Source organism: Marinobacter sp. MDS2 (assembly GCF_030718085.1).
In the GTDB taxonomy this organism is placed as follows: Bacteria; Pseudomonadota; Gammaproteobacteria; order Pseudomonadales; family Oleiphilaceae; genus Marinobacter.
The window spans coordinates 1,869,006-1,882,745 of sequence record NZ_JAVAJF010000001.1 but is presented as its reverse complement, the minus strand read 5'-3'; the positions used below and the strand labels follow the sequence as shown (position 1 = coordinate 1,882,745).

General features: G+C 58.7%; 5 protein-coding genes. 3 read left to right on the top strand and 2 right to left on the bottom strand.

Features of this window, described 5'->3' with window-relative positions; all coding sequences use genetic code 11:
- Positions 1 to 89 precede the first annotated feature (89 nt).
- Both Q9245_RS08835 and Q9245_RS08830 read right to left on the bottom strand, forming a co-directional pair.
- A complete protein-coding gene (locus Q9245_RS08835; protein WP_305896779.1) occupies positions 90 to 2,345 on the bottom strand; it encodes an ATP-dependent DNA helicase in 2,256 nt (751 codons plus the stop codon).
- A complete protein-coding gene (locus tag Q9245_RS08830) occupies positions 2,342 to 4,042 on the bottom strand; it encodes a VRR-NUC domain-containing protein (protein ID WP_305896778.1) in 1,701 nt (566 codons plus the stop codon). Before Q9245_RS08830 ends, Q9245_RS08835 begins: the two co-directional genes overlap by 4 nt.
- 88 nt (positions 4,043 to 4,130) lie before the next feature.
- On the opposite strand from Q9245_RS08830, the gene recC reads away from it, so the two are divergent.
- Genes recC through recD form a run of 3 tightly spaced genes read left to right on the top strand, consistent with a single transcriptional unit; the run spans position 4,131 to position 13,722 of the window.
- Complete coding sequence (gene recC / locus Q9245_RS08825) at positions 4,131 to 7,724, top strand: exodeoxyribonuclease V subunit gamma (RefSeq protein ID WP_305896777.1); 3,594 nt, start codon at positions 4,131 to 4,133, stop codon at positions 7,722 to 7,724.
- Positions 7,721 to 11,449, top strand: a complete 3,729-nt coding sequence (gene recB / locus Q9245_RS08820; protein WP_305896776.1) for an exodeoxyribonuclease V subunit beta — start codon at positions 7,721 to 7,723, stop codon at positions 11,447 to 11,449. Before recC ends, recB begins: the two co-directional genes overlap by 4 nt.
- Complete coding sequence (gene recD, locus Q9245_RS08815) at positions 11,446 to 13,722, top strand: exodeoxyribonuclease V subunit alpha (RefSeq protein ID WP_305896775.1); 2,277 nt, start codon at positions 11,446 to 11,448, stop codon at positions 13,720 to 13,722. The genes recB and recD overlap by 4 nt, the downstream gene beginning before the upstream one ends.
- Positions 13,723 to 13,740 lie beyond the last annotated feature (18 nt).

Here is a 13,740-nt window from a genome sequence, read left to right as displayed (position 1 = left end):
TGACGAATTGTAAGCATGCAACCTAAACTTTCAATAGCGGGATGGCGAAACTCCGGATTTATTTCAAAGAGTTACAAAACAAAACAAGATTAACGAGGTTCCGGGAACCACCAACCCGGCAGCAACCGATTGACCGATGGCTTTAGGAATCGGTCATCAATGAGCCAGATCACCCCTTGGTCGTCCGGTGTTCGTATAACCCGTCCCGCCGCTTGCGCGACTTTCTGTAAGCCGGGAAAGAGGTAGGTGTATTCGTAGCCGTTACCAAACCGCTGCTGTAGCCGGGTTTTCAGGATTTCGTGCCAGGCATCGAAGGGCGGCAGGCCCAAGGTGGCGACGAAGGCACCGATCAACTGGTCCCCCGGCAGATCAATGCCTTCGCTGAAGACCCCGCCTAATACCGCGAACGCCACGCTGCCATTGGGCTGCTGGAATTCAGCCAGAAACTCACGCCGCTGCTCCGGGGTCATGCCGGGCCGCTGGCTGCGCTGGGGGATATCCGGCGCTTGGGCCGCCAACGTTTCACTGGCTTCCTTAGCGTATTTAAAGCTACTGAAGAACGCCAGATAATGGCCCGGGCGTTGCCGGAACTGGCTGGCAATCACCTCCGCTATGGGTTCCAACGACGCTTCCCGGTGCACCTGTCGGGTACTGATGCCGGGGGTGAAGTTCACCTGCAGTTGTTCGGCACTGAACGGGCTGGCTAGAGAGGTAAAGCGGGTTGCTTCGGTCATACCCAGCAGGTCCCGGTAGTACACGCCGGGGCTCAGGGTGGCCGAGAAGAGCAGAACCGAGTGGGCAGCGGCAAAGCGTTCGCGAAGGTAATCGGCCGGAATCAGGTTCTGCAGCGTTAAGCTGGCTCTTCCCCGGCCGCTGCGCTGAAATTCACACAGTGAGTGGTCGCCGAAACTGTCTGCCAGCTTCATAAAAGCCACGCTGTCAAACATCACTTCTTGTAACGGCAGGTCCGGCGGGTTGTCGGCGAGGTAATCGGTGATTGTGGATACCATCGCCTGCAAGGCCCCTAATAACTGCGAGGGCAGGGTAGTCAGAAACACCGGCTGGCTTTGCTCACCGTGATCGCGAATCAGGCTTTGCCACGCGCGAGCGGTTCGGTCCAAAGCCGACTTCAGCGGTTTCGGCGCGGTTTTCTTAACCTTCAACAAACGCTGCTGGTCCAAACGTACCGAGTACATGCCCCGGCCACGGTCCACCAGGTTATGGGCTTCGTCCACCAGCACACTGGCTCGCCAATTGTTTTGGCGAACCAAGCCGTGGAGCAGCGCAGACTGGTCGAACATCCGGTTCACATCGCCGATCACCAGATCGCTCCAGCGGGCCATTTCCTGAGCCAGGAAATACGGGCAAATGTCATGACCTGACGCGATCTTCTGTAAAACTTCTTGAGTCAGCGCGCTTTTGCTTTGAACAGCTTCAGCTCGTGCATCGGGCAGCCGGTCGAAAAAGCCTTTTGCCAAGGGGCAAGACTCGCCGTGACAGGCTTTGTCCGGGTGTTCACAAGCGTCGTCTTTCGACACCAGTTCTAACGTGCGCAGCGGCCATGGCTGCAGTGGGTCTTGGGCCGAACGCAACTTATCCACAGCGTCCAGCGCCAGTTGCCGGGCGGTGTTGCGGCAGGTGAGGTAGAACAACCGATCCTGCCCGGCCGCGGGCATCGCCATCAAGGCCGGGAACAAGGTGCCCAAGGTTTTACCCAACCCGGTGGGTGCCTCCAGCAACAGCGTTTCACCTTTCGCGGCATTCTTATACACGGTTTCCGCCAGTTGCCGCTGGCGCGGGCGAAAGTCCGGGAACGGGAAGGTCAACTCGGCCAGCAGGGCATTGCGCTGTTCCCGGTGATGTTCTTCCTGCTCGGCCCAGGCTTTATAGATCGAACAAAGAGCTTCCAGTTCTTGCCACAGCTCATCAGCACCGGCGGTTTCCACTTGTGTGGTTTCTTTGCTCTTGCCAATGTCGAAATAGACCAGTGCCAACTCCAGCTTTTTGCGCTGTTCCTGTCGGCATAATAGTGCTCCATAGGCTCGTAATTGCGCTCGATGCAGCGCCCGTTGGTGCTCGCGAATACGCGACACATCACCCCGGTGGGTTTTGATTTCTTCCAGCCGGTCGTTGTGCGGGTTATAACCGTCTGCTCTTCCAGAAAGCTCTAATCCCAGGCAGTTACCAGTAAGTGAGTATTCGCTCTTGTAGCCGTAGCCGCGGTTATCCTGAATCGCCTGGTGGCCCGCAATGCCTTCCTCCGCGCTGGGCGCCGGGGTGTAGCGGAAGTCCAGATCTCCGTGGCGGGCAGCAAACTCGCACAGGGTTCGCACGGCTACTTTCATGAATGATTCCCGGTGTCTTGCCATCGCACATAGCACACACTGGCCGGGATACCGTGCTGGTCAAAAAAGGCGAGCCAGCGGCGCTGGTGATCCTGCAACCGGTCGCCAGGGCCTTTCACTTCGATCATTTCATACCGGTGCTCGGGCGCTTCCGCGTTGGGGATAAAACGAATCAAATCGGGGAAACCGCTGCGATGTTCTTTTACGTTGGTCAGCAATCGATCAAACAACACCCTGAGATGCTGCGCGGGTATACAATCCATCGCCAAGGCCAACAACTCTTCGGTGATCACCGGCCAGGCGACAAACGGGTTCGCAATGCCCTGTTTTGCTTTGTAGGTTTCAAAGATTCGCTGTCGATAGGCTCCGGTTTCCAGCCAGGCAAAGCACTGGTCGAAATCCGCTTGTCGGCGGGCAACAAAATCGTCCCGGGTCAGATCCGCCGGGCCGATGTGGAACGGGTGGAAGAAGGCGCCGGCGATGGGTTTGAAGATCACCGGCCAACACAGTAAGCCGAACAGGGCGTTGATCAGGGTGTTTTCCACATAGAACACCGGAGCACTTTCGGTACTGAGATACGCCACAGCCGCGTGTTCGACCGAGCCGGTATCAGGTTTCGGTAGAGTAACCGTGAACTCCCGAATCAACCGTTTAGGCGGCGGCTGAGGTTTCGGCTCGCCCACTTTCGGTGCCAGCCGTTTCAGAATGCGCTCCAGCCCCTGGGCCTCGGCATCGCTCAGTTCACCGTTCTGCCACTGACTGGCAATGTCCCACGCCTCCTCAAACCGCTTCAAACGCTCCAGCAATCGTAACTGCTTAAGCCTGGCTTCCCGGTGCCCACTGGCGGCCCAAGCCTGCAAGGCTAATTCCGAATTATCCTGCCGCTCGGCCTGTCGGCCCAGTTCCAACAACAGCCGGTTCCGGCGGCTGGTCAGCCACGAGTTATCCACAGGGTCGGGAATAGCCGCCCAAACCTCGTCAGCCGCCTCGCCGGCATCCAAGCGCTCCCGGCACTGATGCATTTGCAGGTAACTGTCTACTTCGGCCCGATGCTGAAAGGCCCGGGATTCGGGGGTAAAAGGCACAGTTTCAAATTGCTGCACGCCCAGCTCTACCAGCACGAAGTCGGTCCAGCTTTGGCGCAGGTTGCCGAAGAACATCAGCCGAATACGATCGAACAAAGCCATGCCCTGTACTTGCACCACCTGCGGCACAGATTGATCGAACCATCGATCAACCGGTTTCGGTTCAGACTCCGCGTCAGCAAGCGCCTCTCGTAACCGGGCTTTGGGCAGGTTTTTGGGCAAACCGTTGTGCGCCAGCCAATCCCCGTACAACAGCCGCAATTCCGCCAGCGTAAACAACCGGAACACTTCGTCTAGGCCGAGCAACGGGGCAGGGTCCAGCCATTGCTGATCGAGCAGCTCGGCCACGGCTTCGGTTTCCGGCTGCGGCAGTTCCGGGTAATTCAACTTATCCACACGAAACAATTCACCGCTGCGCATAACCATTCGGGTTAATAAAGCTCGCGCCGCTAACGGCAGCTGGCGAAAACTTTCCAGCCGGGCGCGCTCGCCTTCGGTCAGCAGGTCGCCGTGGTGTTCGGCCACCCAATCAACCAAGGTGTTCATGTTTTCCAGGTAGTACAGCGGGTTCTCGAGATCCGCTGTTTTTGGATACGACCGCACTTGTCGCATTAAAGGGATATCCTGCCTGACGAAACCAACTCGGGTTTGGGGTAACCTGTCACCCTGACCCATTTTCCGGAATCAAGATAACACTGGTATGCCTGACACCAACAGTATTGAACCCGGCTTTCACGCCATTCACGCCAACCATCTGGAAGATCTTCGCCGGGCGGTCGTGTACATCTGCCGGCAAAACCCGCTCCAGCCTCTGGAGAGCGAAACCTTTCTGGTCCAGAGTAACGGTATTGCCCAGTGGCTGAAGCTGGCACTGTCAGAAAAACGCACCGTTGATGGCATAGAAGGCGGGCTGGGCATCGCTGCCGGCATGGATTTTCTGTTCCCGGCCCGGTTTATCTGGCAAGCCTACCGGGCGGTGTTACCGGCAGGCGAAGTGCCGGAGCAATCGCCCTTTGATAAAAGCCGGTTGGTCTGGCGGTTGTACCGGCTGCTGCCCGAGCTGGTAGGGCAGGACGACGCATTCACGCCGCTGGCTCGATTTCTGGATGGCAGCGATACCGACCTGCGCAATTTCCAACTGGCGGAAAAAGTCGCGGACTTGTTCGACCAGTATCAGGTCTTCCGCGCCGATTGGCTGGCCGCCTGGGAGCAGGGCAGGGATGTTCTCATCACGCCCAGAGGCGAAGAAAAGCCGCTGACTCCGGAAACCCTCTGGCAACCGTTGCTGTGGCGCAAGCTGGTTGACGATGTGGGCGAAGCCGCCGGCACCAGCCGATCACATATCCACACCCGTTTTATGGAACAGGGCCAGCGCATCACCACGCCGGCCGACCCCAGCCGGTTACCCAAACGCATTGTGGTGTTTGGCGTGTCTTCATTACCTCGGCAAGCTTTGGAAGCCTTGTACGTGCTCAGCCGTTTCAGCCAGGTGGTGCTGTGTGTGCATAACCCCAGTCAGTTCTATTGGGCGGACATTATCAGCGATCGGGAATTGCTCCGCGCCAAACGCAAGCGCGGTCTGGCGCACCCGATGCTGTCGCAGATTGATGATAAAGATCAGCTACACCAGCACGCCAACCCGCTACTGGCCGCTTGGGGTAAACAAGGCCGAGACTACATCCGCTTGCTGGACGAATTCGACAACCCGGACGAGTACCGCAGCAGTTTCCAGACGCCGGACCAGAAGATCGACATCTTTTCCGAGCACGGCAACGGCGAAACACCCAGCCTGTTGAACCAGCTGCAGAATGACATCTACAACCTGACACCGCTGCAGGAAATCCGTGAGCAGGCGCGGGAGCTGGACCTGGCCCGGGATTATTCCATCGCCTTCCACGAAGCGCACAGTCCCCAGCGCGAGGTGGAAATACTGCACGACCAATTGCTGGCCGCGTTCAATGCCGACCCGAACCTCCGGCCCCGCGACGTCATCGTGATGGTGCCCGACATCAACGTGTACGCACCGCATATTCAGGCGGTGTTCGGCCGTTATCAGCCCGGTCGCAAACGCCACATCCCGTTCACCATTTCCGACCAGGGTCAGCGCCACCACGAACCGGTGCTGATTGCCCTGGAAACCCTGATGTCGTTGCCCCGCAGCCGGTTCGGCGTGAGCGAGATCATCAGCCTGCTGGAAGTCCCCGGCATCCGTGATCGCTTTGGCATCACCGAAGACGACATCCCACTGGCCCGGCGCTGGGTGGAAGGCGCCAACATCCGCTGGGGCCTGCACGGCCAGCACCGGGAAAGTCTGGACTTACCGGCAGAACTGGACCGCAACACCTGGCAATCCGGCTTAAGGTCGATGCTGCTGGGCTACGGCATGGGCGATGACGACCCTTGGGCGGGCGTAGAGCCCTATGGCGAAATCGGCGGCTTGCAAGCGGATCTGGCGGGCCGGCTGAGCGACTTTGTGCATCAACTGGAAACCTTGTGGCAGGCGCTGCAAACCCAGCGTACCCCTGAGCAATGGGAAACCCTGTTCTCGGGCATGCTGGAGCAGTTTTTCCACAAGGTCGAAGGCAGTGACCTGTTGCTGCTTAACCGCTTCCGAAGACATCTTGAGCAATGGCTGGAAAATACGCTGGCGGCCGGGTTGAACGAGCAACCACTGCCGCTCAACATCGTCAAAGACGTGCTACTGTCCGGTTTGGACGAAGGCGGTCTGAACCAGCGCTTCCTGGCCGGCAAGGTCAACTTTGCCACGCTGATGCCGATGCGGGCGATACCCTTCCGCAAGGTGTGCCTACTGGGTATGAACGACGGCGATTACCCCCGCTCCCGACCGCCGGTGGATTTCGATCTGATGGCGCAGGATTACCGCCCCGGTGACCGCTCCCGCCGTGAGGACGATCGCTACCTGTTTCTCGAAGCCTTACTGTCGGCTCGTGAGCAGCTGTACATCAGCTGGGTAGGGCGCAGCATCAAGGACGACTCAGAGCGGCCGCCCTCGGTATTGGTGGCCCAACTTCAGGACCATCTCGACAGTCTGTGGAGCGTAGCTGGCCAGCCGGATAAAAAGGTGACGACCGCGCTGACCACCCAACATCCGTTACAGCCATTCAGCCGCGATTATTTCCCCAAATCCAATGGGGTAGAGAACACTCCGGAAGAGGCCGCCAAGCCATTGGCTGAGGTTCTGGAAAGCCGCAACCTGTTCACTTATGAACGGGAATGGCGCAGTGCCCATGGCGCGGCAACCGGCGAACAGGCGTATACCCCGTTGCCGTACCAGGCCCCGGAAGAGCCCATCAGCCTGAACGATCTGGCCGGTTTTCTGAAAAAGCCCATCGAAACCTTCTACCAGCGCCGCCTGCAAGTGCGCTTCGAAGAGGTGGAAGAAGAAGACACCGACAACGAAAACTTCGACCTGAACGGGCTGGACCGCTGGCGCCTCGATAACGAACTGATTCAGCAAGGCCTGCTCAAAGCCGGCACCGAAGAGGAACTGCACGAGCGGCTGGAAACCACGTTGGACCGCATGGCTCGGCGCGGCGATCTGGGTATGGGTGTCACCGAACATCGTCTGCGCAGCGAGTTGTCCGGGCGTTTGCCCAACCTGTTCGGACGCTACCAAAGCGCATTGGCAGAATGGCCCGAAGCCGTAGCGGAGCCCTTGGCCTTCAACTACGCGTTTAACAACACCACCGGAGCAGTGGAAGTAGCCGACCTGATTGACGGCTTGCGCCGAAATGCGAACGGCGACCTGTGCCGACTGGTGGTGGCCAGCTCCGGTTTGCTGACCGGCTCCGGCTACAGCAAAAAAGTGCGCTACGCCAACCTGATGCGAGACTGGCTGATTCATCTGGCCGGGCAGCTCGGTGGCCAACCGTTTACCACCCTGATCCTGGGCAAGGAGGAAGACCGCAAGTTCACCTTCGCCCCGATGGCCATCGCCACGGCCAAACAGCACTTTGATACGGTGCTGAAACGTTGGATGGAGGCCACCACCCGGGCCTTGCCGATTCACAGTGACGCCGGCTTCGCCTGGATCACCAGCTATTACGGCAGCAAGAAATACGTGGGTAATCACGAGCGCGCCATTGAGGAAGCCGAGAACGCCTACACCACCGCGTTGAGCAGAGACACCGGCTACCTTCGGGGCGCCTTCGAAACCCCGGAATCCCTCTTGGCCAGTGGCGAATTTGAAGCGCTCCTGCACGACCTGTATGTGCCCCTGTGGGAAACCGAGCAGGGCAAGTCCGCGGCTGAACAGATTGAGAAGATGGCATGACAGAGCAACCAAGCAACCGAAACCCCAATCTCGACCCGTTAGCGTTGCCCCTGAACGGCAGCGCGCTGATTGAAGCCAGTGCCGGCACCGGCAAAACCTTCACCATCGCCATTCTGTATGTGCGTTTGGTGCTGGGCCACGGTCAGACAGAGCAAAGCCCGTTGCAAGATCTGTTGCCACCGAACTTGCTGGTGGTGACCTTTACCGAAGCCGCCACCAAAGAACTTCGGGACCGAATCCGAACCCGGCTCACCCAGGCCGCCGAGGTGTTTTCCGAACACGCCGCCAACCTTGAGCCTTCGCCGGAAACAGCACTTATCCACAAGCTGCGGGACGACAGCTACCCGGACCCGGCCAGCTGGCCCGATTGCCGCAAAAAACTGCTGCTCGCTGCAGAATGGATGGACGAAGCCGCGGTGTCCACCATCCACGGCTTCTGCAACCGCATGCTGAGCGAGCACGCCTTCGACAGTGGCAGCCTGTTCAAGCTCACCCTGGAAACCGACCAGAACGAACTCCTGGATGAAGTCGCCCGGGATTACTGGCGCACGTTTGTTTACCCGCTGCCACCGGCGCTGATGGATGAAGCCCTGAGTCACTGGAAAACGCCAACAGATCTGCGTGCTGCCGTCCGTAACCTGATCGGCGATCCGCAAAGCCTGGGCACGCCGCCTACGGATGTGCACAGCGCTATCGAACAAGCAGTCACCGACAGAGAGAATCAATCAAACGCGCTGAAACACTACGACTGGGCCAAGTGGCAAAGCGAAGTCACCGACCTGCTGAACGCTCTCAACAAGAGCAAACGGCTGCACGGTGGCAGCAAGAACGCCATGCTGAAAGTGTGGGACACCCTGGTGGACTGGGCCGGCTCCAACGACTTGCTGCCGGAGAAGCTGGATTCCGCCGCGGGCTTCAAGAACCAGACTCCCGAAGGGCTGGAGAACATCCTGAAAGGCGATGACCCGGCTCCTCATCATCCGGCGTTCGATGCCATCGAGGAGCTGATCGAATTCGGCCAGAACCAACCCAGTGCGAAATCCGACATCCTGCGCCACGCCAGTCATTGGATTGCCCAGCGGCTGGAAGATGAAAAACAAAAGCGCTCGGAAATGGGCTTCGACGACCTGCTGACCCGGCTCGATGATGCGCTGCACGGCCCAAGAGGCGATCAGTTAGCTGCCACCATTCGTCGCCAGTTTCCGGTGGCGCTGATTGACGAATTCCAGGACACCGACCCGGTTCAGTACCGGATTTTCGACCGCATCTACCGGGTTGAAGAGAACCATCCGGATACCTGCCTGCTGATGATCGGTGACCCCAAGCAGGCCATTTACGGCTTCCGGGGTGCGGACATCTACACCTACTTGCAAGCCCGCCTGGGGGTACAAGAGCGCACCTACACCTTAGGGACAAACTTCCGTTCGGCTGAAACCATGGTGTCTGCCGTCAACCGGGTGTTCGAATACAGCGACCAACACAGCCGCGACGGCGCCTTCCTGTTTGGCCAAGGCGATACCTCGCCGCTGCCGTTTCAGGGTGTCGCTGCTAACGGCACCAAGCGGGTGTGGTCAGTAGAGGAAGAACTACAACCGAGCCTGTTGTTCTGGACCCACGAATCGGACGAAACCAACAAAGACGACAGCCCCAAAGCCATCACAAAAGGCGCCGCCACCGCCGATATCGCCGAAACCTGTGCCAGTGAAATCGCCCGTTTACTCACACTGGGTCAGGCCGGAAAGGCCGGTTTTGTATTGCCGGACAACTCCAGTGATCTGGAACCGGTCAGCCCGCAAGACATTGCTGTTCTGGTCAACAACCGCAATGAAGCCGCCGCCGTACGAGATGCCTTGGGCCGCCGGCGCATCAAAAGTGTGTATCTGTCCGACCGGGGCTCGGTACTGACCTCACCGGAAGCCAAGGAGGTGTTGTCTTGGCTGAGAGCCTTTGCCGAACCCCGGCAACTGGCTTACATCCGTGCTGCGCTGGCGACCCCGACACTGGGCCAATCCTGGCAGGCGATGAACCAGCTGCTCAGCGATGAACTGGCGCTGGAACGGGAAATTGAGCGGTTTATCGGTTATCAACAGCAGTGGCACACGCAAGGCGTACTGCCCATGCTGCGCAGCTTCCTGATGGATTTCGACGTGCCCGGGCGCTTGCTGCAACGGCCCGATGGTGAGCGCCGATTGACCGATATTCTGCACATCGCCGAATTGCTGCAACAAGACAGCCTGCAGCTGGACGGTGAACATGCTCTGGTGCATCACTTCACTCAGATTTTGCGCGCCGCCGATGAAGAAGACGAGCACCGCACCCTGCGCCTTGAAAGCGATGCGGCCTTGGTGAAAGTCATTACTGTGCATAAGTCCAAAGGTCTGGAATATCCCTTGGTGTTCCTGCCGTTTGGCACCGCCTTCCGGGCCCAGAGTGAAAAGCAGTCTTTTGTCAGCTATCACGACAGCGACAACACACTGATCACCGTGTTCGACCCGAGTGCCGACGACGTTGCCAAAGCGGATCAGGAACGCTTGGGCGAAGACATTCGTAAAATCTACGTGGCGCTAACCCGGGCCAGGTTCGCTACCTGGGTGGGCGCCGCCGCCCTGGATAACTGGCAGCAAAGCGGGCTGGGCTATCTGATTTCCGGCAGCGGTGCCGACAGTCTCAGCCAGAACCTGAACACACTGGCCGAGGGCAGGCCGGAAATCACCGTAATGCCATTGCCGGAACCGGACGACACGCTCTACACCGAACAGAATCCGGAAGCGCTCGGCCCGGCACTGGTGTCGGGACGGGAGGCCAAAGAAGACTGGTGGATAGCCAGTTACTCGTCGATCGAATACACCGGCATGGCCGGCACCGGCGTTGTGTTCACCGGCGAGGTCGAAGATGCCGAAACCCAGAACCTGTTGGAAGAAAGTGCGCACAATAATGATGGTGAAGAGACCGCATCCGAATCGGTCGCCCGCAACCATCACCACTTCCCGAAAGGCGCCGGCCCCGGCACCTTCCTGCACGAACTGCTGGAGTGGTGCACCCATCACGGTTTCCAGTGGGTTGTGGATAACCCAGAACAACTGCACGAGCAACTGACACGACGCTGCAGTACCCGCGGTTGGAGCGAGTGGGTCGAGCCCCTGCAGAACTGGATCCTGGCCCTGATCACCCGCCCCATTAACCTACAACGCTCGGGCGAGGAACAGGTGAGCCTGGCGCAACTAAGCAGCCTGCGCCCGGAACTGGAATTCTGGTTCGAGAGCCGCAATGTCAATGTGCAACAACTCGACCGGTTGGTGAAAGCGCACACCCTGAACGGGGCCGACCGCCCCCAGGCTCAGGCCAACACCTTTAATGGCATGATCAAAGGCTTCATCGATCTGGTGTTCGAACACAACGGGCAGTATTACGTGCTGGACTACAAATCCAATACCTTGGGTGAAGAAGACAGCGCCTATACCGACCAAGCCATGGGAGACGCCATTCTGAATAAGCGTTACGACCTGCAATACGTGCTCTATCTGTTGGCCTTGCACCGCTTGTTGAAAGACCGTATCGCCGGTTACGACTACGACCAGCACATCGGTGGCGCCGTGTATCTGTTCCTGCGCGGCGTTAACTCGGCCAGCGGCGGCGCTTTCACCGACAAACCACCAAAAGCATTGATCGAGCAACTGGATGCCTTGTTTGATGGCGACACCGTTTCAGGGGAGGTGGCCGCATGAGCCGTACCCGTAACCATGACCAGCAAATGACCATGGACTTGGGCGACGACACCACCGTGGAGCCGATAAAACCCTTTGTGGATAACTCTCGACTGTTAGCCCATGTGGATAACGTCGATGCCTTGCTCGAACACTGGCAGCAAGCGGAATGGATTCGGCCGCTGGATCTGGGTTTTGCCCGCTTGCTTCGGGATTTGTCCGAAGAGCAGGGGGAATCACTGCCGCCCTTGGTGTTTCTGCTAGCGGCACTGATTTCCCACCAAGTGGGCCGCGGCCATGTGTGTATTAATCTGGCCACGTTGCTGGCCGACGCCGATGCCACCTTGTCATTGCCGCCGGAGGAACCGTCAGCCGCGGCTACGACTCTTGTGGATAACTCGATTTCAGCTGAACAGTCAGAATTGCAGCACCTGAAACCGGCGGATCTTCTGGCCCGAATCACACTGCAGGATTGCGTATCAGCCTTGTCGAAATCCCTCTCGGTCAGTGACGGCAGCCGTATCTCTCCGCTGATTCTGACCGACGGCCGGCTCTACCTGCGTCGGCTGTGGCGTTACGAGCAAAAAATAGCCGAGGGCATTGAACAGCGATTGGCGTTGCCATCACCGGTGGCAGAACCCGACTCACCTGCAGCACGCACCCTTTCCCAGTCATTGAACACGCTGTTCAAATCAAGCGAAGACATTGATTACCAAAAACTGGCGTGTGCGCTGGCTGCTCGCAGCCGCTTTTCGGTGATCACCGGCGGTCCCGGCACCGGCAAAACCACCACCGTGGTGAAGCTGCTGGCGGCATTGCAAGCCATCGCAGGTGAATCGCCGGAACGAGCCGGGCGCAAATACCGCATTCGCCTCGCAGCGCCAACGGGTAAAGCCGCTGCGCGCCTGAACGAATCCATTGCTGGCGCGGTCAGCGATTTGCCCCTGACCGAGCTACCTGGCGGCCTATATCAAGATGATATTCCAACCAAGGTGACTACCTTGCATCGCCTACTGGGCAGCCGGCCAGACACCCGCAAGTTCCGCCATCACCAGGACAATCCGTTAATGGTGGATATCTTGGTGATCGACGAAGCGTCCATGGTGGATGTCGATCTCATGGCCTCGGTGTTCGATGCTCTGCCAGCTCAGGCGCAACTGATTCTGTTAGGCGACAAAGACCAGCTAGCCTCGGTGGATGCAGGTGCTGTGTTGGGCGAGTTGTGTCAGCGCGCCTACGAAGGCCATTACACACCCGACACGTCGGCCTGGCTGGCGGCCATGACCGGTACACCATTGCCGGAGTCCTTGATCGACGCCAAGGGGCACGCCTTGGACCAGGCCGTGGCAATGCTGCGCAAGAGTTACCGTTTTGAGGAGGGCAGCGGTATTCGCGCGTTATCCGAAGCGGTTAACAACAGTGCTGTGGATAACTCGATGCGCCAGAACATGTGGAAAGCCGGCTTCGATGACGTGATCTGGCTCAACGGCGACACGCCAAAGCCCGATCTTGACACCACACTGCAGCAAATTTGCCAGCACGCGATCACCGGGACACCGGAGGCGTTTCGCAATGCCGGGCAGGGTAGGGTTGTGAATAACTTAGAACTCGCGGCTCCGGTCGGCTATCACCACTATCTGACGATGATGAATGGCCATAGGCTCACTGCCGACAGTCCCCGCGAGGAGTGGGATGCGTTGGCATCGCAGGTGCTGGCGGCCTTCAACGACTTTCAGATTCTGTGTGCCTTGCGCCGCGGCCCTTGGGGTGTGGAAGGTTTGAATGAACGGGTGGAAGAGCATTTGCGTGCGCAACATCTGATCAAGGAACAACACCCCTGGTACCACGGCCGGCCGGTGCTGATTACCGGTAATGACTACAACCTCGGCCTGATGAACGGAGATATCGGGATTACCTTCAGGGTCACCTGGGATAAAGACGCCAACGGCCAGCCCATAGAGAGCAGACTGGTGGCGTTCCCGAGCGGCGATGGCACACAAGGCATTCGCTGGATTGCTCCCAGCCGTTTGCAGCAGTTGGAAACGGTGTACGCCATGACTGTGCATAAGTCTCAGGGGTCGGAGTTTATCCACACCTGCCTGGTGCTGCCCGATCGGCTCAGCCCGGTCATGACGAAAGAGTTGGTGTATACCGGGATCACCCGGGCCCGGCATTGGTTCAGTCTGATCACCGGCGATGCTCAGGTGCTCAGCGAAGCAGTTAACCAGCGGGTGGTTCGCGCTTCAGGGTTGGCGCTTCGGCTTATGGATAACGGGGTTCCGAGACGCCAATGAGCGGGAAGCCCCTCCAAA

Coding starts and splice junctions, on each gene's coding strand:
- Q9245_RS08835 (WP_305896779.1), bottom strand. CDS start 2,345: ATGAAAGTAGCCGTGCGAACCCTGTGCGAGTTTGCTGCCCGCCACGGA.
- Q9245_RS08830 (WP_305896778.1), bottom strand. CDS start 4,042: ATGCGACAAGTGCGGTCGTATCCAAAAACAGCGGATCTCGAGAACCCG.
- recC (WP_305896777.1), top strand. CDS start 4,131: ATGCCTGACACCAACAGTATTGAACCCGGCTTTCACGCCATTCACGCC.
- recB (WP_305896776.1), top strand. CDS start 7,721: ATGACAGAGCAACCAAGCAACCGAAACCCCAATCTCGACCCGTTAGCG.
- recD (WP_305896775.1), top strand. CDS start 11,446: ATGAGCCGTACCCGTAACCATGACCAGCAAATGACCATGGACTTGGGC.